Source organism: Deinococcus psychrotolerans (genome assembly GCF_003860465.1).
GTDB lineage: Bacteria > Deinococcota > Deinococci > Deinococcales > Deinococcaceae > Deinococcus > Deinococcus psychrotolerans.
The window spans coordinates 943,188-962,039 of record NZ_CP034183.1 but is presented as its reverse complement, the minus strand read 5'-3'; the positions used below and the strand labels follow the sequence as shown (position 1 = coordinate 962,039).

General features: G+C 60.5%; 20 protein-coding genes and 1 tRNA gene. 9 read left to right on the top strand and 12 right to left on the bottom strand.

Annotation, left to right across the window (positions count from 1 at the left end; translation table 11 throughout):
• Nucleotides 1–74: 74 nt before the first annotated feature.
• Both EHF33_RS04725 and rnhA read right to left on the bottom strand, forming a co-directional pair.
• On the bottom strand, nt 75–527 hold the full coding sequence (locus EHF33_RS04725; RefSeq protein WP_241191262.1) for a hypothetical protein: 453 nt from the start codon (nt 525–527) through the stop codon (nt 75–77).
• A gap of 93 nt (nt 528–620) precedes the next feature.
• Complete coding sequence (rnhA, locus tag EHF33_RS04720) at nt 621–1,184, bottom strand: ribonuclease HI (protein WP_124868334.1); 564 nt, start codon at nt 1,182–1,184, stop codon at nt 621–623.
• A gap of 172 nt (nt 1,185–1,356) precedes the next feature.
• On the opposite strand from rnhA, the gene EHF33_RS04715 reads away from it, so the two are divergent.
• The 6 genes from EHF33_RS04715 (at nt 1,357) to EHF33_RS04690 (ending at nt 7,582) form a co-directional block, all read left to right on the top strand.
• Nucleotides 1,357–2,589, top strand: coding sequence for a YihY/virulence factor BrkB family protein (locus tag EHF33_RS04715; RefSeq protein WP_124868333.1), 1,233 nt, complete (start codon nt 1,357–1,359; stop codon nt 2,587–2,589).
• Between the two features lie 72 nt (nt 2,590–2,661).
• Nucleotides 2,662–3,285: a DUF1440 domain-containing protein gene (locus tag EHF33_RS04710; RefSeq protein ID WP_241191261.1), complete on the top strand. Its 624-nt coding sequence runs from the start codon at nt 2,662–2,664 to the stop codon at nt 3,283–3,285.
• A 77-nt stretch (nt 3,286–3,362) separates the two neighbouring features.
• Nucleotides 3,363–3,581 carry a hypothetical protein gene (locus tag EHF33_RS04705; RefSeq protein ID WP_124868331.1) on the top strand — a complete coding sequence of 73 codons (219 nt, stop codon included), beginning with the start codon at nt 3,363–3,365 and terminating at the stop codon, nt 3,579–3,581.
• Between the two features lie 137 nt (nt 3,582–3,718).
• Nucleotides 3,719–5,083: a fasciclin domain-containing protein gene (locus tag EHF33_RS04700; protein ID WP_124868329.1), complete on the top strand. Its 1,365-nt coding sequence runs from the start codon at nt 3,719–3,721 to the stop codon at nt 5,081–5,083.
• 234 nt (nt 5,084–5,317) lie between these two features.
• Nucleotides 5,318–6,196: a PIG-L deacetylase family protein gene (locus tag EHF33_RS04695; protein ID WP_124868327.1), complete on the top strand. Its 879-nt coding sequence runs from the start codon at nt 5,318–5,320 to the stop codon at nt 6,194–6,196.
• Between the two features lie 876 nt (nt 6,197–7,072).
• Nucleotides 7,073–7,582, top strand: coding sequence for a hypothetical protein (locus tag EHF33_RS04690; RefSeq protein ID WP_124868325.1), 510 nt, complete (start codon nt 7,073–7,075; stop codon nt 7,580–7,582).
• A 669-nt stretch (nt 7,583–8,251) separates the two neighbouring features.
• Here the strand turns inward: EHF33_RS04690 and EHF33_RS04685 are convergent.
• Nucleotides 8,252–8,962: a hypothetical protein gene (locus EHF33_RS04685; protein WP_124868323.1), complete on the bottom strand. Its 711-nt coding sequence runs from the start codon at nt 8,960–8,962 to the stop codon at nt 8,252–8,254.
• A 66-nt stretch (nt 8,963–9,028) separates the two neighbouring features.
• On the opposite strand from EHF33_RS04685, the gene EHF33_RS21040 reads away from it, so the two are divergent.
• The gene (locus EHF33_RS21040; protein ID WP_164473408.1) at nt 9,029–9,196 is read left to right on the top strand and encodes a site-specific integrase; all 168 of its coding nucleotides are present in this window, start codon (nt 9,029–9,031) and stop codon (nt 9,194–9,196) included.
• A gap of 15 nt (nt 9,197–9,211) precedes the next feature.
• The gene (locus tag EHF33_RS04680; RefSeq protein ID WP_124868321.1) at nt 9,212–9,553 is read left to right on the top strand and encodes a tyrosine-type recombinase/integrase; all 342 of its coding nucleotides are present in this window, start codon (nt 9,212–9,214) and stop codon (nt 9,551–9,553) included.
• A gap of 66 nt (nt 9,554–9,619) precedes the next feature.
• On the opposite strand, the gene EHF33_RS04675 is transcribed toward EHF33_RS04680, so the two are convergent.
• The 9 genes from EHF33_RS04675 to EHF33_RS04635 form a co-directional block, all read right to left on the bottom strand.
• Nucleotides 9,620–9,694 (bottom strand) — tRNA-Thr (locus tag EHF33_RS04675).
• A 66-nt stretch (nt 9,695–9,760) separates the two neighbouring features.
• The gene (locus tag EHF33_RS04670) at nt 9,761–10,681 is read right to left on the bottom strand and encodes an aldo/keto reductase (protein WP_124868319.1); all 921 of its coding nucleotides are present in this window, start codon (nt 10,679–10,681) and stop codon (nt 9,761–9,763) included.
• A complete protein-coding gene (locus EHF33_RS04665; RefSeq protein WP_124868317.1) occupies nt 10,678–11,067 on the bottom strand; it encodes a RidA family protein in 390 nt (129 codons plus the stop codon). The genes EHF33_RS04670 and EHF33_RS04665 overlap by 4 nt, the downstream gene beginning before the upstream one ends.
• Nucleotides 11,068–11,196: 129 nt before the next feature.
• Nucleotides 11,197–12,135, bottom strand: a complete 939-nt coding sequence (locus EHF33_RS04660) for a hypothetical protein (RefSeq protein ID WP_124868315.1) — start codon at nt 12,133–12,135, stop codon at nt 11,197–11,199.
• Nucleotides 12,136–12,504: 369 nt separating this feature from the next.
• Nucleotides 12,505–13,332: a DUF72 domain-containing protein gene (locus EHF33_RS04655; RefSeq protein WP_124868313.1), complete on the bottom strand. Its 828-nt coding sequence runs from the start codon at nt 13,330–13,332 to the stop codon at nt 12,505–12,507.
• A 133-nt stretch (nt 13,333–13,465) separates the two neighbouring features.
• Nucleotides 13,466–14,239 (bottom strand): hypothetical protein, encoded by a 774-nt coding sequence (locus EHF33_RS04650; protein ID WP_124868311.1) that lies wholly within the window; start codon nt 14,237–14,239, stop codon nt 13,466–13,468.
• Between the two features lie 125 nt (nt 14,240–14,364).
• On the bottom strand, nt 14,365–16,575 hold the full coding sequence (locus EHF33_RS04645; RefSeq protein ID WP_124868309.1) for a hypothetical protein: 2,211 nt from the start codon (nt 16,573–16,575) through the stop codon (nt 14,365–14,367).
• 64 nt (nt 16,576–16,639) lie between these two features.
• On the bottom strand, nt 16,640–17,044 hold the full coding sequence (locus EHF33_RS04640; RefSeq protein ID WP_124868307.1) for an ExbD/TolR family protein: 405 nt from the start codon (nt 17,042–17,044) through the stop codon (nt 16,640–16,642).
• A 64-nt stretch (nt 17,045–17,108) separates the two neighbouring features.
• Nucleotides 17,109–17,840, bottom strand: a complete 732-nt coding sequence (locus tag EHF33_RS04635) for a MotA/TolQ/ExbB proton channel family protein (protein ID WP_124868305.1) — start codon at nt 17,838–17,840, stop codon at nt 17,109–17,111.
• 174 nt (nt 17,841–18,014) lie between these two features.
• Here EHF33_RS04635 and sufC point away from each other — a divergent pair, with 174 nt between their 5' ends.
• Nucleotides 18,015–18,803: a Fe-S cluster assembly ATPase SufC gene (gene sufC, locus EHF33_RS04630; protein WP_124868303.1), complete on the top strand. Its 789-nt coding sequence runs from the start codon at nt 18,015–18,017 to the stop codon at nt 18,801–18,803.
• The last annotated feature ends 49 nt before the right edge of the window (nt 18,804–18,852 follow it).

The window sequence follows — 18,852 nt, the reverse complement described above, 5'->3', positions numbered from 1 at the left end:
AAGGGCAAGCTGAGCTGTGCTCGTTGGCGGTTGATCCCTTCCCATTTCCAGCAACCTGTTCACGACCCGCCTGCTTAAAACCGAACTTCTAACCCCGCGCCGGCGCTCAAGCCCGACTTGGTGTCGGTTTTGACGCTGGCCCGCCAACCGAGTGGCCCCACCAACGGCCCGCGCAGGCCGCCTTCCAAATAAATGCCCACGCCAGAATTGGTGTTGCCAGCCGTGTGATAAGCCAGCCCGCCGCTCAGGAAGGCGTCGGTGCCGGTGAACGGCAAATTGAGGTCGCGCAGGGTGCCGCCCGCCCGCACTTCGCTCAGGCCGCCCGCCGCGCTGCTGGTCGCCGCGCCCGCTTCAATGCCCACCGTGCCGATAAACGGAATCGGCAGGAGGGCGCTGCCCACGTGGGCGTCTAAGCCGTTGGTTCTCAAATCGGCTCCAGCCCACAGCACGGCGGCTTGGGCGGGGGCAAAGCTGGCCGCGCCCAACGTAAGGGCGGCAACCACAGCAAAACGGGGAAGAAGGTTCATACGGCTCAGGGTAAGCGGCCAGCATGAAGGCTGTCTGATGCGGGTCGAGCGGCCTGACATTCGGTGCTGCGCTCACTCCGTAGAACCTACACCTTAAGCGAGGCGCAGTTTCTTGCGCTCGGCCACCGCCAGCTCGTCGACCCGGTCGTTTTCGGCGTGGCCCGCGTGCCCTTTGACCCAAACGAACGTCAGGGCGTGCTTGTGGGCCTGCTCCACGAGTTCTTCCCACAAATCCTGATTTTTCACCGGATCGCCGCCGGCTGTTCTCCAGCCGTTGCGCTGCCACTTGAGAATCCAAGCGTCGGTAAAGGCTTTGCGCAGGTACTGGCTGTCGGTCACCACCCGCACCTGACAAGGCCGCTTGAGTGCCTTCAGGCCTTCCAAGAGGCCGGTGAGTTCCATGCGGTTGTTGGTGGTGCCCCCGGCGTGGCCGCACAGCTCGGTGGTGTGCTCACCGTACTTGAGTAAGGTGGCCCAGCCGCCGTGCCCGGCCTGGGTGTCGCAGGCTCCGTCACTGTAAAGCGTCACGGCGTTGCCGGCCACCGGAACGTTGGGCTGAATGCAGGCCTGGAGTGGCAATTGGTCGCGGACGGCTTGGGCCTGCTTGGCCGCCGCTTTTTGAACCGGAGAGCGGGCAGAAGAAAACTTGCGGGTCATCAGGGGCGTGAGTCTAGCAGGTGGGCGCAGGGGGAGCGGCAAAACAGCGGGTGGCGACACCATAAAGAGCAAGGGGCAGCAAAACAAAACTGTAAGCGGCGGCGGCAGATAAAGGAGGCGCTTGCCCCGCCCTGCTAGGCAGCACGCCGCTTCAGCTTTCATACTGTGGGGGATGAATCCCAAGCTAAAAACCCTATTCGAGCTGCTCAAAGACGCGGTGAGCGCTTTTAACCAAGACAACGCGCCGCGCCTGGCCGCCGCTCTGGCTTACTACGCCATTTCTTCGGTTGGGCCGATTTTGTTCCTGATCGTCACGGTGGCCGGGATCGTCTTTCAAGGCCAAGACCGCGCCGCCATTACCCAGCAGCTTACCGACGTGGTGCAAAATGCTCTGGGCAGCAGCGGCGACCCGGAAACGTCCAAGAATATCTCTCAGTTTGTGGGATCGTTCGTTAAGAATATCAGCGACCAATTTGACAATCCCAGTGCCAACACCCTGGCAATTTTCACCGGCCTCGCCACTTTATTTCTCACGTCCACCGGCTTGTTCTTGCAACTTCAAGGCGCACTCAATGCCTTGTGGGACGTCAAGCCCGCGCCGGGAATTCTTGGCATGATCCGCACCCGCTTGATCGGCTTTTTAATGGTGCTGGTGTTCGGGGCGTTGGTGGTGGTGTTCATTGCGGGCAACACCTACCTGACCGCCCTCACCAAGCAGATCGGCGACACGGTGGGGCAAGGAGCCAACTTTGCGCGGCTGGGCACCGGCTTGCTGGCGATGGTGTTTTTTACGCCGGTCTTTGCCGCCACTTTCAAATGGCTGCCTGCCGTGAATCTCAAGTGGCGGCAGGTCTGGACCGGCGGGGCCATCACGGCGGTGCTGTTCGTGCTGTCGCAGGCGGCGATTGGGGTGTATTTTGCCCGCGCCACCCCCGGCAGCGTTTACGGCGCGGCCAGCACCTTGTTCGTGGTGCTGCTGTGGATTTACTTTTCCAGCATGGTGATCTTTTTTGGCGCGGAAGTCACTTGGGTTTACAGCCAGCGCCCCGGCGAAAAAGAACAACTCGCGGGCGTACAGGGCAGGGCCAGCACCGCCAAAGCCGCCGCACTGGGCTTGCATGAGCGCCGCCCGATACATCCGCCGCACCACGCGCCGCGTCCGCCGCTGCCGCTCAGGCCGCCGCCGCTGGGCCGTGCAGCGGGCAGCGCGGCGCTGTCGGTGCTGGCCCTGCCTTCGGTGCTGGTGCTGGGGCTGCTGCGGCTTACCGGGCTGCTTGGGTCAGGCAGGGAACCGGTCAGAACTTTATCCACCCGTCAAAAAGCGCGGGCGCAGCAAGTCTGGAACCAGAACGGTCTCGAGAAAAACCCGCCCGCCGCTGACGAGCCAACTTCTTCTGGGCGCTAAATCCTGCCCGCTGAGCATTCAGCAAGCCTTTATCTGCCGCGCCCCGAGGGTTGCAGCGGTTTACTTTGGAGCATGACCCGGACTCCGCGCTCTAAGACTTCACTGACCACCCATTTGCTGCGCCGCTTCGGTTTGATCGAGCTGTCTTCTCAGCCCTCGCCCGCGTACCGGGGAGCGCTGCTGGGCCTGGCTGGCAGCTTGGTCGGCACGCTGGCGATGGGTCAATACTGGACGAAAATCGCTCCGCTGGTGCAGCCGCCCCAAGCCGGCGCGGACAAACAAAAGCCGCAACCCGACCAAAGCGTCATTTCGCCGCTGGGCCAGCAACACCAAAACGGCGAAAGCCCGACGGCGGCGCTGGGCCGCTTTGCTTACGAGCTGATTGCCCACAAAACCCCCAGCCGAGATGCCCGCGCTTCTCTGAGTGAAGCGGTGCATTGGGGGATGGGCGCGGGCAGCGGCGCACTCTACGGCGCACTGACCGCCCAGCGCGGCGCGAACCCCCTCAGTGGCAGCTTGTTCGGCGCGGCACTGTGGATCGCCGTAGACGAGACTTTGGTGCCGTTTCTCGGCTTGCAAGACGGCCCGGCCAGCAGCGATGTGCGCGGACATCTCAACCGCCTCGGCGCACATCTCAGTTACGGCGCAGCGCTGGGCTTGAGCATCTGGGCGCTCGGCAAAGTGCTGCCGGACTGAGCGGCAGACAAGCGGTGTGGCGCTGGCGACGCTTTACATTTACGGTGTGACGTCAACTTCGCTCTACACTGCGTGTGATGATTCGTTTGCTGCTGGCGGTACTGGGCCTTGTTCTCGCCGCGCTCCTGAGCTTGACGGCGCTGTGGTTGCTGGGCGAGTTGGTATCGGGACTCGGCCAAGTCCTGACCACCACCGCTTCGCTGCTGCTCGGTGTGCTGCGTTTCGCGCTGACGGCCGGCGTTTTGGGTGGGCTCGCTTATATTCTGACCAGTGCTTGGGGACGCCCGCACCGATAAGTGAGTAAAGAGTGAGATTTAACCCAAATAGAAATGAAGTTTTGCTAAGGTATCCTATTCCCATTCCGCCAACGCGCTTTCGACTTAGAACGTAGTGTTGGTTAGGATTGTTAAATTTACGTTTAGAGGTGAATAAGATGCATAGAAAGATGATCGTTTTGCTGTCGTGCGGCTTGATGGCTGCTTCTGCCGCGTCTGCGGGCGGAGCCGGAGCCAAGCCCACCACCAAACCCACCGCGATGCCCGCTGCCAAGTGCATGAGCATTGCCGATACAGTGGCCAACAACGCCCAGTTCAGCACCCTGCTGGTCGCGCTGCAAGCCGCAGGCTTGGTGGACACCCTCAAGAGCGGGCAGTACACGGTGTTTGCGCCCACCGACGCGGCGTTCAATAAACTCCCCAGCGACGTGCTGTCGGGCGTTCTCAATGACCCGGCGCTGCTCAAGTCGGTGCTGCTTTACCACGTGGTGCCGGGCAAGGTGAATGCCAAACAGGTCATGAACCTCAAGAGCATCAAAACCGCGCAGGGCGCTACCCTCAGCGTCCAGATGATGGGCAGCAAAGTGATGGTCAACGGCGCGAATGTGGTGCAGGCTGACGTGCCCGCTTGCAACGGCGTGATTCATGTGGTGGACACCGTGTTGCTGCCGCCGATGACGGCTATGAAGCCCGCCGCGCCAGCAGTGGCGGCGACTCCGGCCCCAGCGCCCGCAGCCACAGACGACACCATGACCAGCGATAACGGCATGGCAGACGACGCCGCGTCCACGGATACTGGAATGTCGGATGCTGCTGCTCCTGCAGATGCGATGCCCGCTGAGATGGCTCAGGCTCCCGCAGCCGCGACGCCCAGCTCTATCCCCGCCACGCCGCTGACCATGCCTATGCCTGTAGACAGCGGCGAGATGAGCGTGGACACCACCGTCGCCACGGATACGGCGGCTACTGACACTGCTGCTGCTGATACGGCGGCTGCCACCACTGAGACCGCTGCGGCGGATACGGCCACGGCTGATACAACTATGGCTGATACGACCACGGTCGACACGGCGGCGGACGCCACCATGTCCGACACCAGCATGGGCGACAACACCATTTATGATGTGATTGTCAATGACGACCGCTTCGGCACCCTGCGCTCCTTGCTGAGTGACGCAGACCTCACCGAAACGCTGATGGGCGGCACCTACACCTTGTTTGCGCCCACCGACGAGGCCTTTGCTAAAGTCGATCCCGATACCTTGGCCAAAATCGCCTCGGATCCGGAGCTCCTTAAGCAAGTCCTGCTCTACCACGTGGTTGCAGGCAACCTGACCGGCGAACAAGTGACCGGCTCCACTCAACTTGCCAGCGCTGAAGGCCAGAGCCTCAACGTGACCAAAGACGGCAACAACGTCAAGATCAACGACGCCACCGTTACGGCTGTGGATATGAAAGCTAGCAACGGCGTGGTGCATGTCATTGACAGTGTCCTGATTCCGCCTGACTTGAAACTTCCCTAAACTTGAATGCATTGAGCGGCGATACCTCTTCTAGGGTATCGCCGCTTTACTTATTCAAGTGACGAATGCGGAGGGGCAGTTTTACTCGTCAATCATTTTGGTGGTGTGACCAAGAAGTGGATGTCTTACGCTTGGCCAAATGAGATCAGTCTCTGAAGAGCCCTGAAACCTATGGCGTTTTAATTCCAGCCGGGTCGCTCTCTAGTTTTGGAGCTTAAACCATGAGCAAACTTGATGTCTGATTTTTTTCCGTTTTCCCTCCTTGTAATCGGAGCGCATCCAGATGACTGCGAATTTGGTGCCGGTGGACTTGCGGCGCTGTGCCGCCGAGCCGGACACCAAGTCACGTTCGTCTCCATGACCAACGGCGACGCTGGGCACCACCGTGAAGGCGGCGGCCCACTGGCGCAGCGACGACTTGCCGAAACGCGTGCCGTTGCCGAACTGATGCAGCTTGATTACCTTGTGCTCGATCATCACGACGGCGAACTCGAACCCAACCTTGCCAACCGTTGGGAGCTGGTGGACATCATCCGGCTCATTGCCCCCGACTTGATCTTGACCCACCGGCTGGGCGATTACCACCCCGACCACCGCGCTACGGCACAATTGGTCTTGGACGCCTCGTATTTGACCAAAGTTCCTAACATCCGGGCGCTTACACCCGCACTCCGGCAAAAACCGGTGATCGGCTACCTGTACGACGATTTTCAGCGGCCCATACCCTTTAAGCCGGATCTGGTCATCGACATCGGCTCAGTGATTGAGCAAAAACTTCAGATGCTGGACGCCCACGCTTCACAGGTCTACGAATGGTTGCCCTTCGCGTCGGGCCAAGTCGAGCCCGTCTTGCCAGATGCGGCGGCCCGGCAGTCCTGGCTTCAAAGCACCTATTTAGAGACCGATCAGCGCCTGGCTGAGCGCCTGAGACCGCAACTGGCGACCCGTTACGGTGAAGCTCACGCGGCTCGGGTGCGCTTTGCTGAAGCGTTTGAGATTTCAGAGTACGGTCAGCCCTGGTCAAAAGAGTTGGAGGCCAAGCTCGGCTCGGTGCTGCTACCGAGTGCTCCGCTGTACAAAGCGTCGTCTGACAGCCACAGTGACAGTATCTAGGGCAGAAATAGAAACGAGAAGACCTGTGCTAGCGCGGGCTTTTTTTCGTCGATATTGTCTTGGAGCCAGAGATCAGATTCGAACTGACGACCTACTGATTACGAATCGCCAGTCCATCTCTCATTTGCTTTCTGCTTCTCTTAGAGATATTCCCTCTAGGACGGTGTTTTTGGCTGTACTCGTGTCGATGTTTCCCACTGCTTTTCCTTCCTGTCTATTTGCTTATTACGCACGCTATAAGTTGTTCACAGGCCTATGCTCAGGCTGTGGATAGCTCTCATTTGATAGATGACACGCCATCTCTATAATCTGTTCTAGAAGACCAACAATCTTTTCACAAAGACTTCAACGAGCACAAATGCTGCCCAGATCATATGTACGACAGTGAATGGCTTGCGCTGTCTCATACTTGCGCCGATCAAAGACGTGCCCATCAACCCACTGATGAGGCTGTGGCCCAGCAAGTCATGATCTGTACCACTTGAATGCCATTCTACTATCGCTTTAATCAAGCAAGCTAAACCCAGTAACACGAATGGCAGACGCTTCATTCCCCGTGCGATAGGCCTGCTCATCCTTTTCTCCCATGCCTAACTTTTTGATTCTGGCACGATTACAATCTTCAGGCCCAGTTTTTTCAGGATCGTAGACCAGAGGCTGACGCCCCTCACCGGGCGGTTTTTGCTTGCTTTATCCTTGATCCATACCCCGCGCCTAGCTTATCAACACCATCATCGGCGAGATCATTGAAGACCTCGGCTGGTTCAACGCTGCCAGTCAGGCCCGCACCGCGCACGCTTACCATCTTCGTGCCTAAACACTCATTTTGAGAGATGACTCGCATTCTCGGTTCATCTGAGCGTTATAAAACTGGGGATGTCAAAATTTACAATTGGACTGGTTGGTGCTTCGCTCCTCCTTTCGGCCTGTGGTGGTGGCGGCGGTAGCCCTGGCGGTGGTGGAAATCCCGGCGGAGGCTCCGGCGGAGGTTCTGGGCCGAACGCAGGAGCGGGAACGACTATAACTCGCGCCCAGCTGGCTGGCTGTGCCAATTTGTCAGGCTCCAGTGATCCGGCAGCTTCCCGTTGTCTCGCTGGTACACTAGTTGGCAAGACGGCAGGCGGTGATGTGTGTAAATTGATTATCAAATCTGATAACAGTTATGATTACTCTACTGCAAAATTGAATTATTCATACAGTTACAATAATCAAGATAGAACCTATTTCGATAAAGACTCACAGTTTCCGCTGCTTATTTGGAGTGTGACTTCCAACGCAGAGAGTTACAGAAGTCTAGAATTTAAATATGGTTTTAACAGCACCTATGATATTCAGGTTGATGCTGAGAAAGATGGAGTAAAATCGACTTGTACGGCTACAATTTAGTTTTTACCTCAAACGGAATTAAGAAAATTCGCAATATATAAATAAAAATGTCAGAATCTTATAAAAGATTCTGGCGTTTGTCCTTATACTGCTACCCTGAGGCACGAATCATCTCCCACTCGGTGCCCGACAAATTTTGAGGGGGCATTGAAACTTATCGTCCAGTACAACAAAACAGAATGCGTCTCCATCTGCTGGTTCAATATGAAATCCGCTTGAATCATAAAGCTGCCTTCTTTGCGGAAGCCAGCCTAGAATATGCTATCGCTCTTAAGATGGACTGCATCGTCTATACAGATTTGCTTGTCGGCTTGAACTCCCGCTAATGACGAGAACCATTCAGAGCAACTATAAAGTTAGTACAACAAAAAAGGCCTCCGCCACTAGCATCAGCGAGGGCGGGGGCGTTGGTGTTGACTTACGTCAGGATGCTTGTTCCAGATTCAGCGCCAGCCGCCGCGAGAGCACCTCGTCTTCGGAGAGAGGCCACTCCTAACCATAAGCAGCGGCCACCGCCTGGTCGAGCCGTTCGTGGCCGCGGGCCAACTCCTGCGCGAACGGTTCGACCTCGGTGCCCAATATCTGCATCGGATACGCCAGTGGAGGCAGATCAAAGTCCCCCGCTCCATATTCGAAGGCCGTCAGTTCATCTGAGAACCAGACGCCCGGCTAGTGGTAAATCGGGAAGGTGAAGCTGCCACTGGCCGGGTCAGAGACGCCCACAGCCCACTTGACCAGCGGGTTCCATTGGTCGCCGTACTGCTGACCCACCGTCAGCACACTCTGGGAGAATTGATTCTTGTTCTTGCCCCGTTTGTACTTGACCGTCAGCAAGTTCTTGCCCGGCTTCAGAAACGGCGTCAAATCCGCGTTGCCGTTGGCGGTCAGCGTCGTGACGGCCTGACCGTTGAGTGTCACCTTAAATTCGGCGAGCTGGTTACTGTTGAACTTCGCGCTCACGCTGACTGGCCCCGCTTTGGGAGACGAATCAGGGGTCGCCACAAAGGCGTACTCGGTGCGGCCTGCCGTGGACCCCTTACCCACCTCTTGCTTGTAAAGGGTGCGCCATTTCCCGTTCTCGCCCGCACCGAGCGTCAGCTCGCTCTTACTGAACTGATTGGTGTTCTTGCCGGGGGTGGACTCGATGGTCAGGGTGTTCTTGCCCGCTTTGACCAGTGGCGTCAGATCCACGGTGCTGGAGTCGTTGTTGATCAGCGTGACCGTTCGCCCATTCAGGGAAAGGCGGAACAAGTTGGGCTGCGAGCTGTTGTAGGTCGTCTTGACCACGTACTGTGTGGCCTGGGCCGGGGCGCTGAGCAGCAGGCCAAGTGCCAGGGTTCTCAAGAAACGGGTCTGTAAAAACCGGTGTGATCTATGCATGCTCGGTGTCCTCCTTGGGCTGTACTGTTCTCCTGACCATGCACTACACGACTGAGAGGGGCGTGAATGTGCTGGGTTGACGTCAATCTGGCCAAGCGCACGGCGCAGGTCAGGGAAACAGTCAGTGACGCCGGAGGTAGCGGCAAGCTGAGAACTGGCACGCCCAAAACCCAGAACTCACGCCGCACCGTCCACATCTCGCCGGACGCTGTGAAGCTGTTGCAAGAGCAGTAAGCCCACCAAGCGCTGATGGCAAAGGTGATGGGGGAGAAGTGGCAACCCTCGGGCCAGGTGTTCACCAACATCCACGGCGGCACCCCAGTCCCCAACAACCTGCGCCGCGACATGGCCCGCATCTGCACCGCTGCTGGAATCCGTACACTGAGTATTCATGGCCTGCGCCACACCTACGCTTCGCTCAGCCTGCGCCATGGTGTTCCGGCTGAGGTGGTGAGCAAGCAGCTCGGCCACGCTACCGTCGCCTTCACGCTGAGTATTTACCGGACGGTCTACCAATCCGAGAAAGCGGCGTGGGCAGTCAACCTGAATGACTGGCTGGAATCTCCGGTTACGCACGCGTTATGCACATGACCCGATTTTGAGCGACTGTCTGGAGAGTCTAGAAACGAAAAACCCGCACTAGGCGGGCTTTTTTCTTGGAGCCAGAGGTCAGATTCGAACTGACGACCTACTGATTACGAATCAGTTGCTCTACCCCTGAGCTACACTGGCGGGCTGCCGAGATCAACGAGTGACACAGACAAGCTCAGGGAGTATAGAAGAAAGGGCCGACGAGTGTCAATTCCAGCGGAGCTGCGAGCGGGTTTGCCAGTACGCTTCGGCGGGTTCACGCAGCGTCTCCAGCGCTGAGAATTCGGCTTCGATTAGCTGCAATGCACTGAGGTTGCTTTCAAGCTGCGCCCGTGTACTCGCGCCGCTCAGCACCACCTCTGCCCAGGGACGCGCCAAAGCGGCGGCCAGTGCCAGCGCGTCAGGCGTAAAAGCTTGCTGCTCGGCGAGGTCGCGCAGTGCGGGCGGCGCTGGTGCGGCCAGCCTCCCGTTGGCCAGCGCTTCTTTGATCACCACCCGCCAGCCCGCCGCCTTGGCTTCGCTGAGGGCGTCTTCGGCAGAGCGCTCCAGCACGTTCCAAGTGGCCTGCACCGCGCCGAATGGCCCGCCCAGCGCCAAAGCGGCCCGCAAAGTCTGGGCTTGTTGCGGCCCACTGACCGATAAGCCCACCGTGACGCCCCGCTCACCGAGCTGCGCCAAACGGTCAAGCAAGGCTGCGTCCTTCAGGGCCGGACTGTCCGGCGTGACGCTGTGAATGAAGTACAAATCTGGCGGCCCGCCCAGCGCCGCCAGGGTTTCCGGCCACTGCTGCTCAAAAGTGGTGAGCGAATGGTCTTTGATTTCGTGCTGTGCGGCGTCCATGCGCCACTCGCCCACATAGCGGTAGCCCCATTTGGAGCCGATCAGCAACTCCCCGCGCCGATCCGGATGCGCCGCCAGCCACTCGCCCAAAAAGACCTCGGCCAGGCCATACGAGCGGGCCGCGTCGAAATACCGCAGGCCCGCTTCCCAGGCGGCGTCGAGCAGGGTGTGGGTGCGCCGCCGCAGATCGTCTACGCTGCGGCCCCCTGCAAAGTCAGCCGCGTGGCCCACGTTGATGTAAGCGGGCCTGCCCACTGCTGCCAAGCCATACCCGAGGACGGCGCTCACAGCCCTGCCCCGATCACTGCGTCTGCTTCAATTTCGACCAGATGCTGTGGGTCAATCAGCGCGGCGACCTGCACCATGCTGGCGGCGGGGCGAATAGCGCCGAATACTTCGCCGTGAACGCGCCCCACTTCCGCCCAGCGCGAAATGTCGGTGAGGTAAATGCGGGTTCGCACCACGTCACTTAAGCTTGCTCCGGCTTGTTCGAGGGCCGAGCGAATGATCTCCAAGATGACGCGGGTTTGGCCCGCCGGGTCGCCAAGATGCACCACTTGGCCGCCCACAGTGGCCGTCGTGCCCGCCACGCTGACGTGATGACCGACCCGCACCGCCCGTGAGTAGCCCACCACGTCTTCCCAGGGGGAAGTGCCCCGAATGTTTTGCCGCATGAAGGTAGTCTGGCGCAAAAAGAAGGGCAAGGCAAAAATGAGACTGAGCGCAGTGCCTAGCCACAGCAAAAGAGCGGAAGCCTTAGCCTCCGCCCTTCTTTAATCTGAACTTAAATGCTGACGCTGTGGTTAGCGGGGCGTAACGGTGCGGCCACCGCCTGCTGCGCTGCGTGCGCCAGTGATGGCCAGCAACAAGGTCAGGCCAGCGGCCAGCAGCCAGCCCCAACCGGCGGTGTTGGCGGCGCTGCGTGCGATCCGCTCGGTGGCGGCGGCGGTGGCAGCGGCCTGCTTCTCGGCGGCGGTGATGCCGTCATTGATTGAGGTCTGCACTTCGGCGGCCTGCGCTTGGCTCAGGCCCTGACGCTGCAAACGGGTCACGAACTGATCGCCGGTCAAGGCTTTTTTGATGGCGTCGGTGCGCTTGGTCACGAAGTCGCCGACGTTATTGACGCTGGTCAAGTCGCCCAGGTCGTTGGCGGCGCGGCTCACGATACCCGTGACCACGTTGCCAGCGGCGCTGACCTGCTGCTGGTTGAGGTCGGGGCTGGCCTGCGCGATCAGGTTTTCCACGTCCGACTGGCTGAAGTTGCCGATAATGTTTTGGCCCTGAGGTGTTTGGGCGGCTTGATTGGCGGCGTTGGTGGCGGAGCTGGCCAGTCCCGGCACAGCGCTGGCCAAGCTGCCGAGGGCGCTGGTCGCCGCGCCGGTGGCGGAGCTGAGCGCGTTGTAGCCGAGCAAGCTGCCCAGCAAGACCAACAAGCTGCCGGTGACCAGGCCGGTCAGGGTGGCGTCATCTTTGGTCATGGCGGCGATGCCGGGTGTGCCGTCAACGGTAGACGGAGCGCTGGCCCGCACGGCGACCAAGCCTGCTGCGTAAGCCGCGATCAGGACGCTGATGGCCAGCCAAATGACGGCGGCAATGCCCACGCCCGACAAGGTGATGCCGGTGACTGCGGTAATGGCTGTGCCGAGGGCGATGAGGGTCAGCTGAACCACCAAGCCCACCACCAAACCAGCAAAGATGCCGCGCCAGCTCAAACGATGCGAAAGAAAATCCCGATTGGTCATGTGTATCTCCTTAAAAATTCAGTCCAATTCATTCAAAAGAGAACTGAGGTTGAGTTGCCGAAATTTCGCTTCGCCTTTGTGAGATGAAAGGCATTTCATAAGACAACCGCCTGCCGGTGACGCGTTTGGCCGCCGTACAGTCAGACCAACCGTAACGGTTCTGACACACTTTGGAAACCCATCCAATACCAATCTTTCTTTCATCTTTGGAGACAAGAGTCCCTCCATTCAAGAAAAAATGAAGATGATTTTTTGCTGTACAACACCATATTTGAGTCGTTGGATGTTTGAGGAATCACCTCTTTTTCTGAGATTTTTTGGGAAATCATTCAACAGTTTCTTTAGGTCAAGTCAGCAACGTATGAAGACTCAAAGTAAGCTGTCTTGCAACGGCTTTGGTTCAGTAACGGCAATGCCCTGCGCAATCAGCGCTTGGCGCAGCATTGGGATATTTTTGAGGGCGTGGCCTTTTGTAGTGTTCTCAAAAAATACGTAGAGTTCGTCCACCTCGCCGTCCACAAAAGCGACTTTGGCGGCCCATTCGTCCATTTCAGCTTGGGTATAGCGGTAATCGTGGCGCTCAGCGGCGCTCTCCCCGCTCCACCAATTGCCGCTGTTGCGCCCGTGCAGCCGCAAGTAGGCCACGTCCGCCGTGACGTGCAGGCTCGGCTCCGGCACGCCCGCGACCGGCGGATAATCGGGGCTGACCCAGATCAAGCCAAATTCGCGCAGGCCCTCGCGCACCTCGGGTTTGTCCCAGCTCTGGTGGCGAAATTCCACGGCCAGCTCGTGTCCGGCAAAGCGCTCGGCCAGCGCCTGCAGGTATTTGCGGTTCTGCGGCGTGCGGTGAAAGCGGTAGGGAAACTGAGCCAGATACGGCCCCATGATGCCCGCTTCACGCAGCGGCTCGGGGCTTTGCAGCATCCGGTCAAAGTCGCTGTCTTGGGGCGTTTGGTCGTGGGTAAAAACCTTGTTGAGCTTGACGGCCATGCGGGTGCGGCCCGCCGAGCGCTTGGCCATGCCCTCGAAAGCCTTGAGGCCGGGAATGCCGTAAAAGCTGGAGTTGAGTTCTACGGCGTCGAAGTGCTGAGCATAAATACTCAGGAAATCGGTCTGCTTGGTGCCGGGTGGGTAGAGCAAGTCCTCGCCGATCCAATCTTCGTTGGTGTAGCCGCCAGTGCCGATATAAACTTTCATGCTTTCAGTCTGCGGCAGGTGGGCGGGCGGCGTGTGCCACACGGCTTGTGGAAAAAATAAGGAACGCCAATACGGTAGCAGCGCCCACCTAAATAAGTTGGTGGGCGCTGCTGTTGGTGCTGCTGCTTCGCGTTTAGCTGAACTTGCTCAAGTCCAAAATAAAGTCGTAGGCGCAGCTGCCCTGCTCGTTGCGGATCAACAAATCCACTTTGGCGTTGGCGTTCAGGCCCGCTTTGAGCGGCTCGAAGTAATACACCAACGTTCCGGCCTGCTTCCCGTCGGCTCCAGCTTTCCAGTCGTTGACGAAGCTGAAGCGAGTGGGCGCGAGCAGTTTGCCGTCCGGCCCTTTGAGACGTACCTGATAGGCGCTGCGCTGCTGCAAATCGCTCAGCCCCCTGACCGAGACGTCAATTCTGAGCTGACCGTCAGGCAGAGAGGGCGAAGAGCCTGGAGCGGGGGTGGCAGCGGGCGCAGGCAACTTGGCTCCGTAATCGTTGGTGCCGTCCGGCAAGACGCCCACTCCAAAGCTGCTCAGGGCGCTGGCGGAGGTCATGTTTTTGAAGTTATCACGGGCGTCCTGGGCCGCAAACAAGAGCTGGTCGGCCTGACCGCTGAGCGTCAAGCTGCCCACCCGGCTGCCCTGAGCAAAATCGGTGGGGTTGGCCAGCCAACTGCTCAGGCAAGTGTCGCCGCCGTCGTACACCTTGACGCTGCCGTCGGGCGCTTTGAATTTGCCGCCGTCCACGCTCAGGTCAAGGGTGTAAAAGGTGGGCACAGTGGCGCGGCGGCCATACGCGCTGTCGATCACGGTTTTGGCGCTTTGGTCTTCGAGCTTGGGCACCCAAGCCAGCGCGGGGCCAGAAGTGAGGGCGGTGAGCAGAACCAGACCGAGAGACGTTTTACGCATGGATTACCTCGTTGAGCTGTTGAGTCAAGTGGAGTTTTGGGGAAGAGTGTCTGAACTAACTATCTATTTAGTGCTTCAAAATGACGCAGAACTGACCTCAAGGGAGCGGGTTTGAGACTTGCGCTCTAGTCCTTGAGATAAGCCAAGCGGCACGCCTGACCCGCCGATCTGAAGGCCGCTGCGCCTGCCGCGTCGAGTACCGCGTCGGTGATGTAGCTGCTCTTCGGCGCGAACTTGGTGGCCTGCACCCTGACGGCCCGAATGCGGGTGACATTCTTAAATTGGCTGATCTGGCCCTCGGCAGTCAGGTAGGTGTGCAAGTTGCCTTCGTTGACGAGCTGTGAACTGACGCCTTTAATCAGCTCGGCGTCGGGCCAGAGTTGATTGCCGTTCTGGTCGAAGACAAAACTGGTCTGCGCCCGCTCAAAGCGTTTATCCAGGCCGCGCACGTCAACCGCAACGGTGCAGAGCAGGGCTTTGTTCTCATTGCCCGCGCCGTCGCCGCCTGCGCCGCTGGCCCGCCCGCCGCCGCTGGCGATGCCGTCGGTTTGGCCCGCTGAAGGCCCGCCGTAGGTATCGGGGTTGCCTCCAACTTGCCTGCCTTCGGCGTCACCGGCAGGCTGCGGAGCGCCGACCCGCCCGCCGCCGCCCGCTGGACGGCCTGCCACTTCACCGACAGCGGGGCTGCCACCTGCGCCGCTTCCGGTGCTGCCGCCTGCCGATTCGCGGGGCGCAGCAGGAGCGGCGGCGCTCACGCCATTGCTGCCAGGCGTGCCGCGTGCGGGCGCGGTGCTGTCCGCGCCGGGGGTGTTGGCCGCCGCAGCGCCGCTGCCGCCTGCTGGGGTTGCCGCTTCGCCGCTGGCGGCATTTTGCGCTCCCGAACTGCTGCCAACGCCAGGCCGGGCCGTGATCGGACTCGCGCCGCTCTGTGCTCCGCTGTTGCTGCCGCCGGTGGGCCGGGTGGCTTCGGGCGTGGCGGTGCTGCCTGCCGCATTACTGGCATTCCCACTCGGGCGCACGGCCGTCTCTGGGGCCGGACTGGCCGAGGCTTGGCCGCCGCTGCTTCCGCGTGCGGGCGCTGGCGCTTGGCTGGGCGTTTCGCTGGGCCGGGTGGCCACCGGACTGGTATTGCGGGCCGGCGCAGCGGGAATGTCGCTGGCAGAAATCTGCGGGCGCGGTGAGACGGGCGCGGCGGGAGCGGGCGCAGCCGTCGCTGCTCGGCCTGCCCTCGGCGCGGCCTGAGCAATCTCGTTGGTGGTGGGCGCATTGCTGGCGGCGCTCTCACTTCGGCGGGCGGGCGCTGCCGCTTGCGTGCCAGGGTCGCCCGCCGCGCCGCCGCCGCGTGCCGCTTCGGTTTGCTGGGTGGGGGCGGCGGCGTCCTCGCGTCTGGGCAGAGAAGTGATCGGGGCGGGATCGGGAGCGGGTGCAGCGGCGGCCGTCGGCGTGGGCGGCGCGGGCGCGTCGGGCGCTGCGGCGTTGGGCTGCACCTCGCGGCTGGTGGGCGCGACTGACGTGGGCGTTTCTACCTGCGCCGCCTGATTTTGAACAGGTGCGGGTGTGGGGCTGGGCGTTGGAGACGGCGTCGGCTGATCGCTCGGCGTGCGCGAAGGCTCGGTGAGAGTGGCCTGCGGCGTTGGCGTCTGCGCTGGCCTCGATTCCGGCGTCGGCTGGGTGGTGGGTACGTCGCTGGGCGGCGTCAGTGTCGCTTGTGGAGTGGGGGTCGCTTGCGGTGTAGGGGTGGCCTGCGGCGTGGGAGTAGGGGAGGGCGTCGGCGTCGGGTTGGTCGTTGGCGTCTGGGTGGGCGCGGTGCGGGCCGTCTCGGTGGGAACTTTGGGCTGCTCTTGTGGCTGCGTGGTGGGTGTGGGCGTCGTTTGCGCTGTTGGCGTTTTGGGCGCGGCCGTTTCCGGCGTGGCTGACTTCTGGGGCGTAGGTTTGGGCGGCGTGGCAACCGGAGGCTTAACCACTGGAGGCGTTACTGCGGTTGGTCTGGGCACGGGTACGACTGGTTTGGGCGGCTGCACCACCACGGGCTTGGGCGGCTCGGGTTTCAGCGTTTGGGTCTTGAGCGGCGTCTTGGGGGTGGGCTGAACCACCGTTTTGGGCGGCGTTTTGATTGTCGCGGGCGGCGTGACGGGTTGCGTGGGCGTCAGGACTTCGGGAGCCAGCGTCACCACTTCCAGCGGAGCGCGGCTCAAGTCCGGCGGAGTCAGCGAGCGGGTGGGGGCTGGGGGGCGCAGCGCCAAAATGCCCAGCAGCAAGGCCGCGTGAACAATGAGAGTGACGCCCAGCGCCCGCGCCCGGTCAGCGTTGTCAGGTGGCAACACTCGAACGGTCAAGGCCGACTCCTTTGGTGCAAAACTGGCGACGAAGTCCGGAAAAGTGCGGCAGTCTTCACGGCGCTTATTTGCTCCCGGTCTTGGTGCCGAGGGCCAGGCGCTCGCCGCCGGCTTTCTTGATCACGTCCATCACCTGCACCACGCCGCCGTAATTGCCTTTTTCATCGGCCCGCAGGCCTACTGTGCCGCCCGACACCTGAAGCAGGGGCTTTAACTGAGCGCCCAACTTGGTCAGGGTGGTTTCTTTGCCGTTGAGGTACAGCTTGCCGGATCGCTCCAAGCTGACCACCGGCAATTCGGGGGTTTGCTGCACCGTCTGCGAAGCGCGGGGCAAGTCCAGCGGCAAAGCGTTTTGGCGGGCATTCAGGTTGCTGGTCAAAAAGAAGAAAATCAGCAGCAGCAGCACAATGTCTACCATCGGCGCAAAATCAAAAGTCAGCGGCTGCTCTTCCCGGAAGCGGCGTCTCATAAGGCTTCCGGTGAGGGCTGGGCCTTCTGTGTTTTAGGAGTTGTTGCAGTGGCCGGAATCCGCTTCATGGAGTTTTGCTGCCCTCGAAGGTAAATTCCAGCGGAGCAATCGGCGCGGCTTGGGCGTTGGTCTGGGCCGCCGGACGGGCGGGAGCGGCCCGCACGGGCGCAGTGGGCACCACCACGCTCAACCAAGCCGGAAGTTCCTCGCGCACCCGCTCGGCCCCCGCCGCGATTCGGTCGGCGCGGGAGCGCAGGGCGTTGCGAGCCACGTACGCCACAATCGCCACGATCAGGCCGCCTGCCGTATTGATCAGCGCTTCGCTGATGCCGGTGGCGAGCTGCGAAGGCGTGGGCGCGGTGGTCTGCGAAAAGACGATAAACGAGCGCACCATTCCGATCACGGTGCCGAGTAGCCCGATCAGCGGCGCGATCTGGGCCACCGTGCCCAGCGCACTGATGCCCGCGTACAACCGGGCGTCTTCTTGCAAGATGGCTCCGTTCATGGCGGCCTGCGCGGCGTCAATGCCCCGGTCGGCTCTGGCGAGTCCAGCCCGCAGGACATTGGCGGTGGGGGTCTGCAAACCCGAATAATCAATTTCGGCCAGTGCCGCCGCTCCGCCCGACTCGGCAGTCACGGCCCGCGTGCGCTCGATCAGGGCCGCAGAAGCAGAATCCTGACCCAGTCTGGAGAGTTCTAAGACCCGCAGCGTCGTCAGGTAGATGGTGTAGATCGACAGCGCCAACAACACCCACAGCAGCGGCCCAGCGGCCTGAATCAGGGAAAGGACATTCACCCTTTACCTCTTAGCATAGCCGTCTATGGCAAGCGTGAAAAATGCCTCGGCCTTCTCATCTTGGAGCTTCCCGAATCCGCACTAAACCACTCGACTTTAGGGGTGCTGAGCCGTTAGAATGAGGCAGTAAGTAGGAATGATTCCTAAAAGCAGCCCCACATCCCAAGGAGAGTTATGACCGAAGATACCACCAGTCCGCACCAGAACGCCCCGCATCAAATCGAGATCCGCAACCTGCACGCTTGCGTCGGGGACTTGCAAATCCTCAAGGGCATCGACCTGATCGTTCCGCGCGGCGAGCTGCACGCCGTGATGGGGCCGAACGGCAACGGCAAGAGCACCCTCGCCAAAGTCATCGTCGGTGACCCCGAGTACACCGTCACTGAAGGCGAAATCCTGGTCGACGGCCAGAACATTCTGGAGATGGAACCCGACGAACGCGCCCGTCTCGGCCTCTTTTTGGCCTTCCAGTATCCGGTCGAAATTCCGGGCGTGACCATCGCCAATTTCTTGCGCCTCGCCATGCAGGCCCGCAAAGCCGAGGGCGAGGAAGTCAGCTTCAGCGAGTTTTACAACAAGTTGCTGGCCGCCCTCAAAACGCTGGAATGGGACGAGAGCATCGTGGAGCGCTACCTCAACGCGGGCTTTTCGGGCGGCGAGAAAAAGCGCAACGAAATTTTGCAGATGCTGATGCTCGACCCCACCTACATCATCATGGACGAAACCGACTCGGGCCTCGACGTGGACGCCCTCAAGATCGTGGCCAGAGGCGTCAACTCGATGCGCGGCGAAAATCTCGGCGGCCTGATCATTACCCACTACCAGCGCCTGCTCGATTACATCGTCCCCGACAAAGTCCACATCATCGTGAACGGCAAAGTGGTGCAGTCGGGCGGCCCCGAACTCGCCAAGAAGCTGGATTCGCAGGGCTACGAGTGGGTCAAGGAATTGGCCACAGCCTGAGCCGTTTCGCCTCGCTGCCCGCACCATCTATAAACTCTAAGGAGTTCAA